Source organism: Pseudomonas sp. Tof1 (genome assembly GCF_055390395.1).
This window is the reverse complement of sequence record NZ_AP024344.1, coordinates 2532146-2550645: the sequence shown is the minus strand read 5'-3', so window position 1 is coordinate 2550645 and position 18500 is coordinate 2532146. Positions and strand designations below refer to the sequence as shown.

Below are 18500 nucleotides of genomic sequence, written 5' to 3'. Positions count from 1 at the left end.
CCCCATGAACGCCAAAAGCAAAGCCCTGCCTGCCGCCCTGGACACACCCGCCCCCGCCGCCGGCACCACGTCGGTCTGGCCTCGGCGACTCAAGGGGCTGGTGCTGCCGGTGCTGATCATCGCCCTGCTGGAGGGAGTGGTGCGCCTCGGGTGGGTGCCCGCGTATCAGATGCCGGCACCGAGCGATATCGTCCTGACCCTGCGCGATCTCGGTCAGGGAGCTCTGTGGAAACACATTGGCGCCAGCCTGCTGCGGGTGCTCAGCGGCTTCGCCATCGGTACCGGCCTGGCCCTGCTCTTCGCCGCCTGGGTCGGACTCAGCCGCGAAGCCGAAGCCTACCTGGAACCGACGTTCGCCGGACTGCGCTCGATCCCGAGCCTGGCCTGGGTGCCCCTGCTGCTATTATGGCTGGGCATCGATGAAACCTCGAAGATCGTCCTGATCGCCATCGGCGCATTTTTCCCGGTGTACCTCAACGGTGTCGCGGCGATCCGCAATATTGACCGCAAACTGGTCGAGGTCGGACAGATGCTCGGCTTCAGCCGTTACCGGCTGGTGCGCCGAATCCTGCTGCCGGCGGCCCTGCCGGGGCTGTTCACCGGCCTGCGCAGCGGCATGAGTCTGGCGTGGATGTTCCTGGTGGCCGCCGAGTTGATCGCCGCAACCAAGGGCCTGGGTTACCTGCTCAGCGACGGCCGGGAAACCTCGCGCCCGGATATCGTGCTGGCGGCGATTATCGTTCTGGCCCTGCTCGGCAAACTCAGCGACGGCCTGCTGGCCGGACTGGAAAAACGCTGGCTGTCCTGGCGCGACACTTTCAATGGCCAGGACCGGGAGTCTTGAACATGAGCGAAACACTGCTGGACCTCTACGTCGAACGCAAGGCGTTTGCCCAGACCACCGTGCTCAGGCAGGTCAGTCTGCAACTGCACGCAGGGGAAACCGTCAGCCTGCTGGGCCCCAGCGGCTGCGGCAAGAGCACGCTGCTGAGGATCGTCGCCGGGTTGGAAAAGGACTTCGAAGGTGAACTGAAACACACGACCTCGCCCATCGCTTTCGTCTTCCAGGAACCCCGCCTGATGCCCTGGCTGACGGTGGAGCAGAACATCGGCTTCAGTGAAGACGAGGGTTACGACCGCGCCTGGGTGACACAACTGATCGAGGAGGTCGGTCTGAGTGGTTTCGCCCAGGCCTTGCCCAAGCAACTGTCAGGCGGCATGGCGCAACGGGTGGCGATTGCACGCGGATTGTATTCGAAACCACGGGTGCTGCTGCTCGACGAGCCATTCAGCGCGGTCGACGCCTTTACCCGCATGAAGTTGCAGGATTTGCTCCTGCAACTGGCTCGGCGGCATGGCATCGCGCTGTTGCTGGTGACTCACGATGTCGACGAAGCGTTGTACCTGAGCGACCGGGTGCTGGTGATGGATAACCGCCCCAGCCGCATTCGCCAGGCCCTGGCGGTCGACCTGCCACATCCTCGCGATCGTCGCGATTCGCAGTTGGCCGACCTCAAGGCCCTGTCACTGACCGAATTGCACCGGGCTCATGTGATCTAGATCAGACCAGCAATGCGCGACGCTTGAGCTCGTTGTTGAGAATGAAGTCATTCTCCGAGTAGTCGATCGGGCAGTCGATCACGTGCACGCCCGGGGTCTTGATGCAGTGTTCGAGCAGCGGCAGCAGGCCCTCGGCGCTTTCCACGCGGTGGCCGTTGGCGCCATAGGCTTCGGCGTACTTGACGAAGTCCGGGTTGCCGTAGTCCAGGCCGAAATCGGTGAAGCCCATGTTCGCCTGCTTCCAGCGGATCATGCCGTAGCCGTCGTCACGCAGGATCACCACGGTGATGTGCATGCCCAGGCGTACCGCGGTTTCCAGCTCCTGGCTGTTCATCATGAAGCCGCCGTCGCCGCAGACCGAGATCACCGGACGGTCCGGGTGCACCAGGTGCGCCGCCATCGCCGAGGGCAGGCCGGCGCCCATGGTCGCCAGGGCGTTGTCCAGCAGCACGGTGTTGGGCTTGTGCGCCTTGTAGTTGCGGGCGAACCAGATCTTGTAGATGCCGTTGTCCAGCGCGACGATGCCTTCGGACGGCAGCACCCGGCGGATGTCGGCGACCAGGCGTTGCGGGTACACCGGGAAGCGGTTGTCGTCGGCGCCTTCGGCGATCTGCGCTTCGTTGGCCTCGCGAATCGCCATCAGGCGGCTGAAGTCCCAGTGCGGGTTGTCGCCCAGGGCTTCGCCGATCTGCCAGACGGCGTTGGCGATGTCGCCGATCACTTCGATCTGCGGGAAGTACACCGCATCGACTTCGGCGGAGCGGAAGTTGATGTGGATGACTTCGGTGCCGCCACGGACCATGAAGAACGGCGGCTTCTCGATCACGTCGTGGCCGATGTTGACGATCAGGTCGGCCGCTTCGACGGCGCGGTGGACGAAGTCGCCGGACGACAGCGCGGCGTTGCCGAGGAAACGCGGGTGACGCTCGTCGACCACGCCCTTGCCCATCTGGGTGGTGATGAACGGGATGCCGGTCTGGTCGATCAGTTGCTTGAGGACCTTGGCGGTCATCTTGCGGTTGGCACCGGCGCCGATCACCAGGATCGGGCTGCGGGCCTTCTGCAGTTTTTCCACGGCAGCTTCGACGGCCTTGTGCTCGGCCAGCGGGCGGCGGTGCAGGCTCGGCGGGATCGGCATCGAGTCGGTCTGCTCGGCGGCGATGTCTTCCGGCAGTTCCAGGTGCACGGCACCGGGTTTCTCTTCTTCAGCCAGGCGGAAGGCTTCGCGCATGCGCGCCGGGATGTTGTCGGCCGAGGCGAACTGGTGGGTGTACTTGGTGATCGGGTCCATCATGCCGCAGACGTCGATGATCTGGAACCGGCCCTGCTTGGACTTCTTGATCGGCTTCTGGCCGGTGATCATCATCATCGGCATGCCGCCCAGGTAGGCGTAGGCGCTGGCGGTCACCAGGTTGGTCGCGCCGGGGCCGAGGGTCGACAGGCTGACGCCGGTCTTGCCGGTCAGGCGGCCGTAGGTGGCGGCCATGAAGCCGGCGGACTGCTCGTGGCGGGTCAGGACCAGCTTGATCGGCGACTTGCGCAGCGATTCCAGCAGGTCGAGGTTTTCCTCGCCAGGAATGCCGAACACATACTCGACACCTTCGTTTTCCAGGCATTGCACAACGACATCGGCGGCCTTGGCCATTTATCTACCTCAATCTCGACAAGCGCTTTCGCGCGTCTTGCAGTTGTTGTCAGGGGACGGACCCGGTTTTTCACGCAGGCGGTGCCACAGTAACATCGCTCTGGCCACTCTGGACCAACGCAGAGCGCACAAAACCTTCGACTTTGCGCCGTTCGACGAAGTCACGGATAAAGGCGGCTGCGGCCTTGCGACGAATTGGCACAGCCATGGCCCACCCTGCACGCCTCAGAAGTACTTGAGCCAGACGATATCCCGCCGCCGCTGCTTGAGCCGGGCGAACCAGCGGGTCGGGAAGAACAGCGCGAAGCCCAGCAGCAGGCTCAGCAGCCAGACGCTGGAGAGTTGGCTGAACGCATAGACCCCACCCTCGGTCGCGCCCCAGAAGGCAAAGGCCGGCAGGTACATCGCCTTCAGCACATACAGGTGCAACAGGTAGAAGAACATTGGCGCCCCGCCATAGATCGCCAGGATCGCCACCACCTTGCGTTGCTGCAGCTGCTCGAACAGGGCCAGCAGCAACAGGCCGACGCCCAGGGTCGGCAGCAGGAACATCAGCGACGGTGGATACTTCTTCGCACTCAGGAAGCTCATGACCGTGCGCAGTGCATCGCCGGTATGCACCCAGGGTGCGTCGCCATAAACGTTCAGGTAGCGGATCGACACAAACGCTAGCAGCAGGCCACCGCCGAGTTTCAGCAGGCGGGCGCGACGCACCGCCGACTCGACGCCGCTGGCGAACCAGGGGCCGATACTCCAGCCGAGCAGGATCACGCCGATCCACGGCAGTACCGGGTAGGTGGTGCGGGCACGGGTGTACTCGGTGAGCTGGATGAAAACCTTCTGGTGCAGCACCGACCAGGGGATGAAGAACGGCGACTCGGGCCCCAGCACTATGCCATCAAGCAGATTGTGCCCGCCGACGATCACCAGCCCGAGCCATACCAGCCAGGCCCGCCGCAGGTGCAGCAGGCCGGCCAGCACGATCATGCAGAGGCCGATGCACCAGATCACCTGCAGCCACAGGGTCTTGGGTGGGAACTCGCCGTTCCAGGCGAAGCAGACCAGGGTCAGCTCCAGCAGCACCAGGAAGACGCCGCGTTTGAGCAGGAAGATCGACGTCTCGCGAGCGCTGTGCTTCTGGCTGTAGAGAAACGCCGACAGACCGGTGAGGAAGATGAACACCGGCGCACAGAGGGTGGCGAGCAGGCGGGTGAAGAACAGGTCCGGCGCGACCGTCAGCGCATCGACTGGGTCGCTGACCTGGCGGTGCATGAAAAAAGTTTCACGAACATGATCGAGCACCATGCACAGCATGACAAAGCCACGCAGCGCATCGATGGCACAGAGACGGAGGTTGGGACCGGCCGATGAGGCGAACGGCCCGGAAGTAGGCGTCATATCGATAGCTTACGGAGAGGGATGAGGCGGCAGAATCTAATTTCGATACGATATAACATCAATAAAAGAAACATCTTGAAACGTTTGTACCGTGGTTTAACCGAAGGGATTGCAGGCTCGAACCGCCCCGCCCTCGCCGCCTTTTGGCGGATGCTGCGGCAATAACGTCCCTAAATCCGGTGCTTCTTGCTATCTTGTGCGCCGTTTTAAATAGCCAGCTATGCATTTTCCCTATTAGCCGCCGCCTTCATAGTCATTTTCCTTTGCACGAGACAGGTTCCGCATGTCCGATCCCATTCATCTCAAGGATCACGAGACCGAAAAACGCCTGGTCAACAAGCGCCTGATCGCCTGCGGGCTGCTGGTGCTGGGCCTGGCCGGCGCCCTGGTGGGCCGCCTGTACTTCCTCCAGGTCGTCGAGTTCAGCTACAACTCCACCGTTTCGGAGAACAACCGCGTTCACGTGCTGCCGATTCCACCGGAGCGCGGGATCATTTTCGACCGCAACGGCGAAGTGCTGGCCGACAACCAGCCCAGCTTCAACATGACCCTGACCCGCGAACGTGCAGGCAATGTCGCCCAGGTGCTGGACACGGTGATGAACGTGCTCAACCTGCCGGAAGAAGACCGGGCGATGTTCGCCAAGGCGCTCAAGCAGTCACGCCATCCGTTCGAGCCGGTGACCCTGCTCTACGAACTGACCGAACAGCAGATCGCCCTGCTGGCGGTGAACGAATTCAAGCTGCCGGGGATCGAGGTCGAGCCGCAGTTCGTCCGGCATTACCCGCTGGGCGACCACTTCGCCCATTCGGTGGGGTATGTCGGGCGGATCAACGAGAAGGAAATCAAGCAGCTCGACCCGGTGGAATACCGCGGCACCCAGTCCATCGGCAAGACCGGCATCGAGCGCTTCTACGAGAGCGAACTGCACGGCCATGTCGGCTACGAGGAAGTCGAGACCAACGCCCAGGGCCGGGTGATGCGGGTGCTCAGGCACACCGATCCGATTCCCGGCAAGAACATCGTCCTGAGCCTGGACATCAAGCTGCAGGAAGCTGCGGAAAACGCCCTGGGCGACCGCCGCGGCTCGGTGGTGGCCATCGATCCGAAGACCGGCGAAGTGCTGGCGATGGTCAGCAAGCCGAGCTTCGACCCCAACCTGTTCGTCACCGGCATCCGCGCCAGGGACTACTCGGCCCTGCGCGACTCCATCGACCGCCCGCTGTTCAACCGCGCCCTGCGCGGCCTGTATGCCCCGGGCTCGACGATCAAGCCGGAAGTGGCGATCGCCGGCCTCGACAGCGGGGTGATCTCGCCGACGACGCGGGTGTTCGACCCCGGCTACTTCCAACTGCCGAACGTCGATCACAAGTACCGCAACTGGAACCACAGCGGTGACGGCTGGGTCGACCTCAACGCGGCGATCATGCGCTCCAACGACACCTACTTCTATGACCTGGCCAACAAGCTCGGCATCGACCGCCTGCATGAGTACCTGGACAAGTTCGGCCTCGGCCAGAAGGTCTCCCTGGACATGTTCGAGGAATCCCCCGGCCTGATGCCGTCCCGCGAGTGGAAACGCGCCACTCGCCGCCAGGCCTGGTTCCCGGGCGAGACGGTGATCCTCGGCATCGGCCAGGGCTACATGCAGGTCACCCCGCTGCAGCTGGCCCAGGCCACCACCCTGATCGCCAACAAGGGCGTGTGGAACCGCCCGCACCTGGCCAAGACGATCGGCCAGGAGGCGCCGGTGGACGAGCATCCGATTCCGAACCTGGTGCTGCGCGATCCGCGGGAATGGGAACAGGTCAACTACGCCATGCAACTGGTGATGCACGACCCTCGCGGCATCGCCCGGGCGGCGGCGCAGGGTGCGCAATACCGCATCGCCGGCAAGAGTGGTACCGCGCAGGTGGTGGCGATCAAGCAGGGCGAGCGCTACGACCGCCTCAAGACCGCCGAGCGTCACCGCGACAACGCCCTGTTCGTCGGCTTCGCCCCGGCGGAGGATCCGCAGATCGTGATTTCGGTGATGATCGAGAACGGCGAGGCCGGCGGCCGCGTCGCCGGCCCCGTGGTACGCGAGATCCTCGACGCCTGGCTGCTGGACAAGGACGGCAAGCTCAAGCCGCAGTATGCGCACCCGCTCAAGGCGCATGAGGATCCGAAGGTCTGAGGCAATGAGTCCATCCTACCGCTCCATTTTCCAGTTCAGGCCAGTGGAGCGGTAATCTCAAACCGACAATTGAAGATCTCCTTTTCTCTTGAAGGAAGTCTCTTACAACAACGTCCCCATCCCCTCTTATTCCATCTTGAAAACGACAGAGCTTGACGAAATCCTATCCACCTGAAGAAAAACTCCATAAAGAAAATTCCCACAGAAAGAACCTCCTGAGTGGCAGCACCTCCTCCCAGCCACTATAGATAGTGTCCCCACCACTCAGGATGCAGCCACATGAAAGCCTGTACCGCCTATCGTGCAGGAAACTTGGCCCTGCTATTCATCAAGGAACAACTCAAGGAGCCCATAGCGCTCTTCTGGATCATCATTTCCCCCTGTGCAGCCTTTTACCTGCTGGTACTGTTCAAGGGAGAAAGCCTTGCCTTTTCCCATGACTATATCCAGCGCACCGCCTGGTTCTACGCCTACGTCGCCTCAAATGTCGCCCTATTCGGCTTTTCCTTCTACATCATTGGCCGTCGGGAGAGCGGGTTCATCCGCTCATTCGCCTACAACCGTAAAGCAAGGCTGGTTTTCCTCATTGCCCAGAACTTGGCCTACCTGACCATTGCAACCATCTATTGCGCCACCTTTTATCTGAGCACGCGCCTGCCTTTCGAATCCTACTCAATCCGCGAATTCAGTCTTATCCTGATAAGATTCCAGGTCAATTACCTGTTCTTCTGCTCACTAGGAGTTTTGTTAGCGCTACTGCCCATCAACTTCCAGAACGCCAATACCCTGTTATCGGCGGTGTCGCTGGTCATGCTGGTACTTGGCCTGTCACGCGGTGTTTCCGAGAACTTCATGCTTGCAGCGCTCAACACCAGCAATCCCTTGTGGCATGCATCGCAACTGATGGCGCTGGGGCTCAACCAGCAATATGAGTGGGTGCTGCTGTCTATCGTCCTGTTTACCGTCAGCATGGCAATCAGCGTCAAGCTGCTCCGCATCAACCCTGTATGGAGCCGGTACTGATGAACTCCCTGCAAGCCAATCTCCTGTCCTTCAACTATGAGAACAAGGTCATTTTCAAGGAGGCTTCACTCACGGCAGAAGCCGGGGCGATTACCGGCCTGCTCGGCTCGAACGGCTCAGGGAAAACCACCTTCTTCGACATCATCTGCAAACTGAGAAAACCCGCCAGAGGCAAGGTGATCAATACCTTCGCCAAGCAGCTCTATCTCTCACAGATACTCACAACGCCTCCCGCCCTGCGCATGTTCGACATATTCAGGATGACCAACCTGCTGTGCTCATCCAAACAGATCTCCCAGGCACAGGTGTTGAGCAGGCTTTCATCATGGAGCCCGAGCATCACGGAACGCTATCAGGAGATCTGGAAGAAGAAGTCATCGCTATGCAGTTATGGAGAAAAACGCTGGTTCTTCACCCTTTCTTTGCTGTCGATAGAGGCTGACCTGATCATTCTTGATGAGCCAACAGCGGGTGTAGACCCGGAGTTCAGGCACTACATTTGGCAGTGCCTGCATGGTGCGGCTCAGAGTGGGAAGGCCATTCTGGTTTCGTCGCACAACGTCAATGAGATCGCCGAACACTGCGACTGTTTCTACATGATCACTCACAAGCAGTTCAGGCGCTTTGCCGATGGGCAATCATTTCGGGACAGCTACAGCGCCCATACGCTCGATGAGGCATTCATCAACGCCGCGGCTTGCTGAGAAGACCACTCGATCCAACGGCCTGGCTCGTCAGGCCGTACTCCCCCGCCGATAAAACGCCAACACCCCACCCAGGGTCATCAGCAGTCCACCGGTCACCCGGTTGAACGCCCGCAGGTGCCCGCCCTGCAAGCGACTGAGCAAGCGGGCGCCGCACAGCGCGTAAAACAGCATGATGCTGACATTGAGCAGCGTCAGCACCACGGCCAGCGCCGCGTACTGCGGCAGTTGCGGCTGAGTGCTGTCGATGAACTGCGGCAGGAAGGCCGACATGAACAGCAAGGCCTTGGGGTTGGTCAGGGCCACCACGAAGCAGCGCACGAACAACCCGACGCTGCGACTGGAGCCCTGCTCCACCGGCAGTTCGGCCAGGGCTCCGCTCGAACGCAGCATTTTCCAGCCGAGCCACACCAGGTAACCCGCCCCCACCCATTTCACCGCCTGGAACAGCGTCTCGCTGGCCTGCAGCAGGATGCCCAGGCCACAGGCCACCGCCGTGACCAGCAGGGCATCGGCCAGCACCGCCCCGCCCATGCCCCAGGCCGCCGCCCGCACGCCGTGGTTGGAGCCGTTGTGCAGGGCCAAAAGCACCGTCGGGCCCGGCATGGCGATGATCGCCGCCGCACTGATCAGGAACAGAAGCAACGTTGCCAGCGTCATAAATGAAGATCGCCTTGAAAAGAAAAAAGAGTGCCATTTTGCGGCCTGCGCCCCTGCCCTTCAACCGACCTGTCGTTTGTAGTGGACGGGACTAAGATGTTTCGTGATAAAACACCAGCATGCACTGAAGCGTTTCAGCGTCCTTCCCATCAGACAGGGTATTGCCTCATGACCGATCAGAAGCTGCTCGACTCACTGTTTCCCGCCGCCGCGGACATTCCGGAAAAGTACCGGCTCGACGGCCAACTGGAACAACGCGAATACCTGGTGGACGGCGCCCTGCGTACCTGGAGCGGCCCACTGGCGCAAGTGCGCAGCCCGGCGTATCTGGCCGGCCCCGACGGCGACGAGCAGGTGATCCTCGGCAGCACCCCGCTGCTGGACGCTGAAACCGCCCTCACCGCCCTCGATGCGGCGGTCCGCGCCTACGACCGTGGCCAGGGCCAATGGCCGACCCTGCGCGTGGCCGAACGCATCCAGCATGTCGAAGCCTTCCTGCGGCGCATGCGCGAACAGCGCGAGGCGGTGGTCAAGTTGCTGATGTGGGAGATCGGCAAGAACCTCAAGGACTCGGAAAAAGAGTTCGACCGCACCTGCGACTATATCGTCGACACCATCAACGCCCTCAAGGAGCTGGACCGCCGCTCCAGCCGCTTCGAGCTGGAACAGGACACCCTCGGCCAGATCCGCCGCGCGCCCATGGGCGTGGCGCTGTGCATGGGCCCCTACAACTACCCGCTGAACGAGACCTTCACCACGCTGATCCCGGCACTGATCATGGGCAACACCGTGGTGTTCAAGCCGGCCAAGCTCGGCGTGCTCCTGATCCGCCCGTTGCTGGAAGCCTTCCGCGACAGCTTCCCGGCCGGGGTGATCAATGTGATCTACGGCAGCGGCCGGGAAACCGTCAGCGCGCTGATGGCCAGCGGCAAGATCGACATCTTCGCCTTCATCGGCACCAACAAGGCCGCCAGCGACCTGAAGAAACTGCACCCGCGCCCCCACCGCCTGCGCGCGGCCCTGGGCCTGGACGCGAAGAACCCGGGGATCGTGCTGCCGGAGGTGGACCTGGACAACGCGGTCAACGAATCGGTGACCGGCTCGCTGTCGTTCAACGGACAGCGCTGCACCGCGCTGAAGATCCTGTTCGTCCACGAGGACGTGGTCGAGGCCTTCATCGAGAAATTCAATCGCAAGGTGCAGAGCCTGTTGCCCGGCATGCCCTGGGACCATGGCGTGGCACTGACGCCGCTGCCGGAAGCGAGCAAGGTCGACTATCTCAACGGCCTGGTGGCCGATGCGGTCGCCAAGGGCGCGCGGGTGGTCAACCCCGGCGGCGGCCAGACCCGTGCCTCGTTCTTCTACCCCGCGGTGCTGTACCCGGTGAACGCGCAGATGCGCGTGTACCAGGAGGAACAGTTCGGCCCGGTGGTGCCGATCGTGCCCTATCGCGACCTGGAGACAGTGATCGACTACGTGCTGGAATCGGACTTCGGCCAGCAACTGAGCATCTTCGGTACCCACTCGGCCCAGGTCGGGCGGCTGGTGGACACCTTCGCCAACCAGGTCGGGCGGATCAATATCAATGCCCAGTGCCAGCGCGGCCCGGACACCTACCCGTTCAACGGCCGCAAGAACTCCGCCGAGGGCACTCTCTCGGTTCACGACGCGCTACGGGTGTTCTCGATCCGCACGCTGGTGGCGACCAAGTTCCAGGAAAGCAACAAGGCGCTGATCAGCGACATCATCCGTAATCGCGAGTCGAGTTTCCTGACCACCGACTACATCTTCTGAGTCAGAGAAACAGATACACCGCCAGCAACACCAGCGAAACCACCAGGATGGCTTCCCCGAACAGTTCGAGGGAGCCCTCCCGCTCCGGGCCATACTCCCAACTCACACTGGGCTGGCGCATGGCCCAGCGCCGCTGCGGCCGCCTGTCGAAATGTCCCAGTGCCCAGATGGCAGCCCCGATGGCGCCGAACTCGAGGGCGATGATCAGGAAAAGTGTCATACCGCTGTCCTTTTCAGGTCGGATAATCAAGACATTAGGGCGTCGTCGAGGAAAAACGTTCGTCGTGGAACGGCATTTTTTTACTCGCCGGCCTGATGTCCTTTCGTCCTGCAGCCCGCACTGTTCTATCATTACCCCCAGGCTCCATCGGCCAACGATTTCGCCATTCTCATAAGAAACTCATGCCACGTATCGACCTGCGCCGACTGATCCTGTTGCTCTCGCTTGCCGTTGTCACCCTGACCGCCGGCAACCTGTTCTTCGCCAGTTACCAGACCCAGCGCAACTTCCTGATGGCCCAGACCCTGGAAGCCAACCGCATCTACGCCGTGAAGCTGGCCAGCTCCACCGATGACTTCCTCAAGTCGACCCAGCAGCAACTGGCCCTGAGCGCCAACCTGCTGCCGGAGATCTGGGACCAGCCGGACCGACTGTGGCAGGAGGCGCGCCGCTTGCGCCGCCAGACCAACAGCTTCAATTCGGTGGTGGTCATTCGCGCCGACGACCGGATCATCGCCTCCTCACCACTGTCGATGCACCTGACCGGAACCCTTTCCGTCAGCGAAGGCACCCGCCAGGCCAGCGCCTCGCGCCAGCCCTATATCTCGACCCCGTATGTGGGCAACAACAACCACCTGATGATCCAGATCTCCCATCCGATCTTCGACGGCAAGGGCAATTACCTGGGTTACCTCGGCGCCGGGATCTACCTCAACGAACCGAACATCCTGCATTCGCTGCTGGGCGAGCATTACTACCGCGACGGCTCCTATCTCTACGTGGTCGATACCCAGGGCCGGCTGATCTACCACCAGGACCCCACACGGATTGGCGAGGTGATCAAGGGCAATCCGGCGATCGACGCGGTCATCACCGGACAGACCGGCAGCCGGCGGCTGACCAACTCCAAGGGTATCGACATGCTCACCGGCTATGCGCCGGTGCCCCGTATCGGCTGGGGAGTGATCAGCCAGCGGCCCACCGACATCACCCTCGAAGGCCTGCAGCGACTGATGCTGGAGGTTGCCGGTTACGCCGTGCCGCTGTCGCTGCTGTCGTTGCTGGCCATCTGGTGGCTGACTTCACTGATCACCAAGCCGCTCTGGCAGCTGGCCAATTCGACCGAGCACTGGGGCTCCTCGAGCGCCGCGCAATCGGTGAGCAAGGTCAGGGCCTGGTACTACGAGGCGGCGCAATTGAAAAACGCCATGCAGAAGGCGCTGCTGTCCCTGCACCAGCAACTGGGCCGGCTCAACCTGGAGAACGTCACCGACTCGCTCACCGGCCTGACCAACCGGCGCGGCCTGCAACTGATCCTCGAGGACTGGGAAAACCACCGCCAACCGTTTTCGGTGCTGGCCCTGGATATCGATCACTTCAAGCAGGTCAACGACAACTACGGGCACAGTGCCGGTGATCTGGTGCTGCAGCACGTGGCCCAGCAGATGCGCCGACACTCGCGCGAAAGCGACGTGCTCTGCCGCCAGGGCGGCGAGGAATTCCTCATGCTGCTGCCCGGTATACCGCTGAACCAGGCGCTTCAGGTCGGCGAACGGCTGCGTGCGGCCATGGCCTACACCGAAAGCCCGAACGGCATCCCGGTCACGGTGTCCCTCGGCGTCACCGACTGGCCGCGGGACGGCGAAACCGTCGCCCACGCCCTCAAGGAAGCCGACCTGGCCCTGTACCGGGCCAAGGGCAAGGGGCGCAATCGTGTCGAAGCAGTGCCGCCGGCCACCACGACCGGGTAGACTGGCCTACACGTGACAGACAACGGGCCAGCCAGCGCCCGCCTCTGCAGATTCCGAACACCCGACGACTTCGGGGACTTCCCGCGAGACTTTCCGCCAGCATGACTTTCAACTTCGACACCCTGCTCGACCGCCGCAACACCGGTAGCACCAAGTGGAGCCGTTATCCCGCCGATGTCCTGCCCATGTGGGTGGCGGACATGGACCTGCCGGTGGCGAACGAGATCACCCAGGCCCTGCACAAGCGCCTGGAACACCCGCAACTGGGTTACAGCGTGGCCCAGGATGCCCTGCGCGAAGCCATCGTCGTCGACCTGTGGAACAAGTACGCCTGGCGGATCGAGCCTCAGGAACTGGTGTTCCTGCCCGGCGTCGAGCCGGGCTTCAACATGGCCCTGCGCGCCTTCGTGCAACCGGGCCGCAATGTCGTGGTGCAAACCCCGAACTACCGCCCGCTGCGCCTGGCCCCGGGCAACTGGAACCTGCCGAAGGTCGAACTGCCCTTCCAGCGTGACGCCCAGGGCAACTACATCACCCCCATCGCCGCCCTGCGCGACGCACTGCAGGACGGCGGTGCGCTGTTGCTGAGCAACCCGCACAACCCACTGGGCAAGGTCTTCCCCCGCGAGGAACTGCAACAGGTGGCCGAGGCCTGCCTGGAACGCGGAGCCCTGATCATTTCCGACGAGATCCACGCCGATCTCTGCTACGACGGCCGCCGCCATGTGCCGACCGCGTCCCTGAGCCCGGAGATCGCCAAGCGCACCATCACCCTGATGTCGGCGAGCAAGGCCTACAACATCGCCGGCTTGAAGACCGCGTACGCGATCATCCAGGACCCGGTCGTACGCGAGCGTTTCAACGCTGCCCGTGGCGGCATGGTCGACAGCGTCAACGCCCTTGGCCTGGAAGCCACGCTGACCGCCTACCGCGAATGCGGGCCATGGCTGAAGGGGTTGGTGGACTATCTGCAGGGTAACCGCGACTACCTGCAGCGCGCGGTGGAAACTCGCCTGCCCGGCGTCGTCCTGCAGCCGGCCCAGGGCACCTACCTGGCCTGGCTCGATTGCAGTGCATTGGGGTTGGAAGATCCGTACCAGTTCTTCCTCGACAAGGCCAGGGTCGGCCTGAGCGCCGGCGTCGAATTCGCCGACGAGGCCCGGCAGTTCGTCCGCCTGAACTTCGGCTGCCCGCGGGCGTTGCTGGAAGAAGGGATCAGCCGGATGGAGAACAGCCTGCGCCAGCGCTGAAAGCCCAGGCTGACGCAAGACCTGTAGGAGCCGGCATGCTGGCGATCCGCCGCAGGCGACCATTCAATGAGAATGCTGTTGCCTGGGCTACTGCTATCGTCAGGCCGGCTCCTACGGCGCGGGATCAGAATTCGTCGGCAACCGACTCAAGGATCTTGCCCATCAGGTACACGGTGGTACGCGCCACCTGCTTCACCGCTTCCTTCTCTTCATCGGTGACCACCCAACGGTCGATTGCCGCGTTGACCTCCTCGGAGTGCTTGGCATCGATGATCGCGTGGGCGACGAAGAAGGTCATCTGCTTGTCGGTCAGCTTGAGGCTGTTCTTGCAGATGTCCATCATCGGCTCGAGGTGCTCGTAGGAGTCCTCGGCCCAGAAGCTGTAGCCCAGGCGCGGGATGATGCCACGGCAGACCGAGACGTAGTCCAGGTAGCCGTAGAAGGCCTCGGTGGCCGGCAGCATCGGTTTTTCGAACTCGGCCGGGTCCACGCCGATGGCGATCAGGTCGTTATAGGCCATGTTTTCATGGCCCAGTTCTTCCAGCGCATGCTTCATGGCGAAACGCAGCAGGCCGACCTTCTTGTGATCCTGGTTCCAGCAGGCCACCGCCTGGTTGATCGCATTGTTCTTGGTGTAGTGATACACCTGCACGATCGACTTGATGTACAGCTCCCGTTGCAACTCGGGACGTTTCATCATCTGGAAGAAACGCCCGGCCTTGATCTTGGCCCATTCGGCGTCGCAGACGGCCTTCAACTCGGTACGAAACTCAGTCATTTCACTCTTTCCCTGTTGGTTCATGAATCGCTTATGACATTTGTTATGGATTACAGGCGCAATACGGACTTGATGATGTACATGAACTTCGAGAAGAACCCGAGACCTTCGATCGTGTCCCAGTGCTCCATCAACACTCCATTTTCCACCCGATAGATATCGATCACCTTGTACTTCACGGTAAAGAACCGATGTTTCGCCCAATGGGTGGCATAGAGGAAGACATAGTCACCCTCGGCACAGACTTGCTTGATATGCGTGCCGGACTCCGGGAAAGTCTTGAAGAACTGTGCAAAGTACTTCTTGAAACCTTCACGACGCGGCGGAATGAACACATTGTTGTGCTGTACATAGTCTTCGGCAATCAATGTATCGGCGACCGCCAGTTCACGCTTGGCAAACATGCGTTCATAGAACTCGATAACCACGGCCTTGTTCTGGGCTTCCATCTGAGATCAACCTCATTATTGTCGTTTTATTATGCTTTTCAGACCGCCAGGACCTGGCGGCTGGCACGGGCGGCCAGGGTATGGCGCATCAGTGCATCGATATCGCCGAGATCGGCCGGGCACTGTTCCAGGCCGAAATAGGGGGTCACCGAGGGCAGCAACTCGCCCTTGTACACCGCGTAGTAGTGGTCGCCGCGTTCCGGGATCTTGAACAGGATGCCGTCCTGGTCGAACACCGAACTCTCGAATTTCGGTGCCAGGCGCGGTTTCACATAGGTGATGAAGGTCCTGTAGCCGCCCAGCAACGCCACCAGCGAGGCGCCGGTCATGGCCAGTGCGGTGACCACGTTGCCGACCGGGGCGTGCTTGTCGACGATCAGGCGTGAAAGCTCGATGCACTCCCGCTCGTAACCGGGGCCGGAGAACTGCACCAGGCGCTGGTGGTCGATGTATTCACCGGACTCATGGGGAAACGGCGTAAACCGCTGGGTACCGATGATTTCACCGTCGTAGTAACAGGCGAACACATAAGAACGGGAGTCGTACTCGTCGAGACAGACGGTTTCATCGACCGCGTCACCGAACAAGGTACGGTAATACACCTTGCGCTGACCATAGAGACGATACCGGGCCCGCGACAACTCGGAAAATTGCTCAGGCGTTACAACTTGCCTGATCTTTACCTTATCGGACTGGCAATGTTCCTGCAGGACCGAATCGTAGAAGGCATGAATCGCCGCACCGGCCGAATCATCTTTCACCAGTTGCATGGGGGTGAACGGCAATACCGCCTTGTTACTTCCGTATGACGACATGAGACGCTCCTTTATTATTATGCTTCGTATTGTTTCTCTCAACCAGACACACGATACAGAACCCATGATTCAACTCATGAGTTCACTTCCTGATACAACGATGCTGCCAAACCCGATGTGCAAGAGACTGAAATTTGGCAAGAGCCAAGGGCCTATTCGCGGGCAAGCCCGGCCCCGACAAGTTCTGCGCCGGATAAAAGTTCCAGATGCACTCTGTGAGCGCCAACTGGCTGGCAATAAACGTTGACGCGCAATAACAGACAGACAACGGCACCTGAACAGCCGACTCCCCAGTCGGCTGCCGCACGCTACCTTTTGTTCAGCGTTGTTCGAGGGCCGAACGAATCAGCTCGGCCCGTTCACCCAGCACCTGCGGGTTGGCCAGGGGAATATCGCCGTGGGCAAGGTCGAAACCGTCGCCGACGAACCGGGCGATCACATGCAGGTGGGCATGACCGACGGTCTGCCCGGCCACCGCACCATCGCACAGCAGCAGGTTGATGCCCTCGCACGGCTGGCCGTCGAACCGCAGGCCACTGTTGCGCAAGGCCGTTGCCACGCGCTGGCCGACCACCATCATGTGGCCCGCGGTTTCCGGAGGAATTTCGCCCAGGCCGCTGGCATGGGCCTTGGGAATGACCAGCACATGACCGGGAGTGATCGGCTGGATGGACAGAAAGGCCAGGCACTGTTCGTCTTCATGGACGATGCTTGCGGGTGCCAGCTTGGCGACGATCGCGCAGAAAATGCAGTTCACGAATTAGCTCCCTCTAATTGTTATGTGCAAACCCATGACACGCTTGTGCTCCGGGCTTGCTAGGCTGAATTCCCTTACAGACCTATACCGCTGATCGAACAACTGGGGGCGAAAATACGCCGAGGTTTGAATGGCTGTACACGCGAGTTTTGAAATTTTTTGTATCCGGCGTCCCCGAAAAGCAGCTAACGCGCTGATTTGTCTTCAGAAAATCGCCCAAAAGCCTATTTCCCGCCCCCACGGCCCAGCCAAAAAAAAACCGGAGCCGCTTCGGACTCCGGATTTTTCCTGGGCTCGGCGGCCTCGATTCACCACCGACAAAGGCCTTAAGCCAGTTTTTTCAGGCGCGGCCTGGCCTTGGGAAAATAGGGTCGCCTCAACAACCCTCCCGGTGCCGATTGGCTGGTCCGAGTCGAAGTCTCCTGCACTGGCGCCTCTCCCCCAAACTCGGCGACATAGGGCGTCTGCCCGCAGCGCACCAGGTTGTTGATCGGGAACTCATCGCCATTGTCTTCCATGTACGCCTTTTTCATGGGGCCACTCCTTTCCAAGGTTGATCACCGCCGACTGGCAGTCGGCGCCTCAAAAACCTTCAGCGTAGACCAGCCACGGCGATCCGCAGGCTCTGGCGCAAGGTTCCGACGAATGACCGATCGGTCACCGAATCACACCGAATCGAGCCGCTGCCGCAGGCGGCCGAAGGCTTCCAGCACCTGCCGGGGTTTCTCCAGCATCAACTGGTGCCCACAGTCGCGCAGCACCTCGAACCCGGCCTGGGGCAATTGCCGGGCCAGGGCCTCGCCGCCGCTGGCCGGGGTCAGCCCGTCGCTGTCGCCGCAGAGCACCTCGATCGGCAACCTGAGGCTCGCCAGGTGCCCGGCATCCGGCCACTGCACGCCTTCGAGCAGCCCCTTGAACACATACAACCGATTGTTCTCGGTGATCTTCTCCTCGTAGGCCACCAGCTGCCGGTCGGCCGCCGGATGCCAGGCACGCTGGCGAAAGCCCTTGGCCAACACCGGCCGGATCAGTTCCAGCACCCAGGCCGGCAACGCCATCAGGCCACCGCGACTCAGCGGCCGGTGCAGTTGCGAGCCCAGCAACAGCGCGCCACTGACCGCCTGCGATTGCAGCAACGCGCTCATCGACAGGCCGGTGCCGAAGGAGTGCGCCACGATCAGGTTGCGCCTGCCGCCGAAACGCCGCAGCAGTTCCAGGTAGTCGGCCACCAGCTCGGCCCAGGCATAGGCCGCTGACCGGCGCGGCTTGCCGCTGGCGCCATGACCGAGCAGGTCCCAGGCCACCAGGCCGTAGCCCTCCTCGCCCAGTGCCTGCCACAGATGGCGCCACTGGTCCTTGTTGCCGCCGGCGCCGTGGCAGAAAAACACCACGGTGTCGGCCTGGGCCTGGCCGGGCTGGTGAGCCACGCTCAAGTGGCGACCCGGGCGGATCTCGAGCAACTCGCCGCGCACCTGCGGCAGATCAACGGAGGAAAAGGCTTCAGCCATGCGCTGTGGGTC

The 18500-nt window shown here is 61.7% G+C and carries 18 protein-coding genes; 8 read left to right on the top strand and 10 right to left on the bottom strand.

Features of this window, described 5'->3' with window-relative positions; translation table 11 throughout:
- Window positions 1-4 precede the first annotated feature (4 nt).
- The gene (locus ACZ5KU_RS11825) at window positions 5-844 is read left to right on the top strand and encodes an ABC transporter permease (protein WP_054060291.1); all 840 of its coding nucleotides are present in this window, start codon (window positions 5-7) and stop codon (window positions 842-844) included.
- Between the two features lie 2 nt (window positions 845-846).
- Window positions 847-1560 (top strand): ABC transporter ATP-binding protein, encoded by a 714-nt coding sequence (locus ACZ5KU_RS11820; RefSeq protein ID WP_054060290.1) that lies wholly within the window; start codon window positions 847-849, stop codon window positions 1558-1560.
- 1 nt (window position 1561) lies between these two features.
- On the opposite strand, the gene ACZ5KU_RS11815 is transcribed toward ACZ5KU_RS11820, so the two are convergent.
- Both ACZ5KU_RS11815 and ACZ5KU_RS11810 read right to left on the bottom strand, forming a co-directional pair.
- Window positions 1562-3205 (bottom strand): acetolactate synthase large subunit, encoded by a 1644-nt coding sequence (locus ACZ5KU_RS11815; protein ID WP_054060289.1) that lies wholly within the window; start codon window positions 3203-3205, stop codon window positions 1562-1564.
- A 225-nt stretch (window positions 3206-3430) separates the two neighbouring features.
- A complete protein-coding gene (locus ACZ5KU_RS11810) occupies window positions 3431-4603 on the bottom strand; it encodes an acetyltransferase domain-containing protein (RefSeq protein WP_464737198.1) in 1173 nt (390 codons plus the stop codon).
- Between the two features lie 283 nt (window positions 4604-4886).
- Here ACZ5KU_RS11810 and mrdA point away from each other — a divergent pair, with 283 nt between their 5' ends.
- The 3 genes from mrdA to ACZ5KU_RS11795 all read left to right on the top strand — a co-directional run bounded on the left by mrdA (window position 4887) and on the right by ACZ5KU_RS11795 (window position 8506).
- Window positions 4887-6779, top strand: coding sequence for a penicillin-binding protein 2 (gene mrdA / locus ACZ5KU_RS11805; protein WP_273820385.1), 1893 nt, complete (start codon window positions 4887-4889; stop codon window positions 6777-6779).
- A 279-nt stretch (window positions 6780-7058) separates the two neighbouring features.
- Window positions 7059-7802 (top strand): ABC transporter permease, encoded by a 744-nt coding sequence (locus ACZ5KU_RS11800; RefSeq protein ID WP_464737197.1) that lies wholly within the window; start codon window positions 7059-7061, stop codon window positions 7800-7802.
- On the top strand, window positions 7802-8506 hold the full coding sequence (locus tag ACZ5KU_RS11795) for an ATP-binding cassette domain-containing protein (protein WP_464737196.1): 705 nt from the start codon (window positions 7802-7804) through the stop codon (window positions 8504-8506). Before ACZ5KU_RS11800 ends, ACZ5KU_RS11795 begins: the two co-directional genes overlap by 1 nt.
- A 30-nt stretch (window positions 8507-8536) precedes the next feature.
- Here the strand turns inward: ACZ5KU_RS11795 and ACZ5KU_RS11790 are convergent, their stop codons facing one another.
- A complete protein-coding gene (locus ACZ5KU_RS11790) occupies window positions 8537-9166 on the bottom strand; it encodes a LysE family translocator (RefSeq protein WP_054060284.1) in 630 nt (209 codons plus the stop codon).
- A gap of 168 nt (window positions 9167-9334) precedes the next feature.
- On the opposite strand from ACZ5KU_RS11790, the gene ACZ5KU_RS11785 reads away from it, so the two are divergent.
- Window positions 9335-10960 (top strand): NADP-dependent glyceraldehyde-3-phosphate dehydrogenase, encoded by a 1626-nt coding sequence (locus ACZ5KU_RS11785; protein WP_464737195.1) that lies wholly within the window; start codon window positions 9335-9337, stop codon window positions 10958-10960.
- Between the two features lies 1 nt (window position 10961).
- Here the strand turns inward: ACZ5KU_RS11785 and ACZ5KU_RS11780 are convergent, their stop codons facing one another.
- Window positions 10962-11180, bottom strand: coding sequence for a hypothetical protein (locus ACZ5KU_RS11780; RefSeq protein ID WP_054060282.1), 219 nt, complete (start codon window positions 11178-11180; stop codon window positions 10962-10964).
- A 182-nt stretch (window positions 11181-11362) separates the two neighbouring features.
- Here ACZ5KU_RS11780 and ACZ5KU_RS11775 point away from each other — a divergent pair, with 182 nt between their 5' ends.
- Together ACZ5KU_RS11775 and ACZ5KU_RS11770 are read left to right on the top strand one after the other, a co-directional pair.
- A complete protein-coding gene (locus ACZ5KU_RS11775; protein ID WP_464737194.1) occupies window positions 11363-12931 on the top strand; it encodes a sensor domain-containing diguanylate cyclase in 1569 nt (522 codons plus the stop codon).
- A gap of 101 nt (window positions 12932-13032) precedes the next feature.
- Window positions 13033-14181 (top strand): MalY/PatB family protein, encoded by a 1149-nt coding sequence (locus ACZ5KU_RS11770; RefSeq protein ID WP_416772914.1) that lies wholly within the window; start codon window positions 13033-13035, stop codon window positions 14179-14181.
- 124 nt (window positions 14182-14305) lie between these two features.
- Here ACZ5KU_RS11770 and ACZ5KU_RS11765 read toward each other — a convergent pair whose 3' ends face one another.
- The 6 genes from ACZ5KU_RS11765 to ACZ5KU_RS11740 all read right to left on the bottom strand — a co-directional run bounded on the left by ACZ5KU_RS11765 (window position 14306) and on the right by ACZ5KU_RS11740 (window position 18488).
- Window positions 14306-14959 (bottom strand): iron-containing redox enzyme family protein, encoded by a 654-nt coding sequence (locus ACZ5KU_RS11765; protein WP_054060279.1) that lies wholly within the window; start codon window positions 14957-14959, stop codon window positions 14306-14308.
- A gap of 50 nt (window positions 14960-15009) precedes the next feature.
- The gene (locus tag ACZ5KU_RS11760; RefSeq protein WP_054060278.1) at window positions 15010-15408 is read right to left on the bottom strand and encodes a nuclear transport factor 2 family protein; all 399 of its coding nucleotides are present in this window, start codon (window positions 15406-15408) and stop codon (window positions 15010-15012) included.
- Window positions 15409-15446: 38 nt separating this feature from the next.
- Window positions 15447-16223: an N-acyl amino acid synthase FeeM domain-containing protein gene (locus ACZ5KU_RS11755; protein WP_239688074.1), complete on the bottom strand. Its 777-nt coding sequence runs from the start codon at window positions 16221-16223 to the stop codon at window positions 15447-15449.
- Between the two features lie 319 nt (window positions 16224-16542).
- The gene (locus ACZ5KU_RS11750; protein WP_054060277.1) at window positions 16543-16980 is read right to left on the bottom strand and encodes an HIT family protein; all 438 of its coding nucleotides are present in this window, start codon (window positions 16978-16980) and stop codon (window positions 16543-16545) included.
- Window positions 16981-17306: 326 nt separating this feature from the next.
- Window positions 17307-17513, bottom strand: coding sequence for a hypothetical protein (locus ACZ5KU_RS11745; RefSeq protein ID WP_054060276.1), 207 nt, complete (start codon window positions 17511-17513; stop codon window positions 17307-17309).
- Between the two features lie 132 nt (window positions 17514-17645).
- Complete coding sequence (locus ACZ5KU_RS11740; RefSeq protein ID WP_464737193.1) at window positions 17646-18488, bottom strand: alpha/beta fold hydrolase; 843 nt, start codon at window positions 18486-18488, stop codon at window positions 17646-17648.
- Window positions 18489-18500 lie beyond the last annotated feature (12 nt).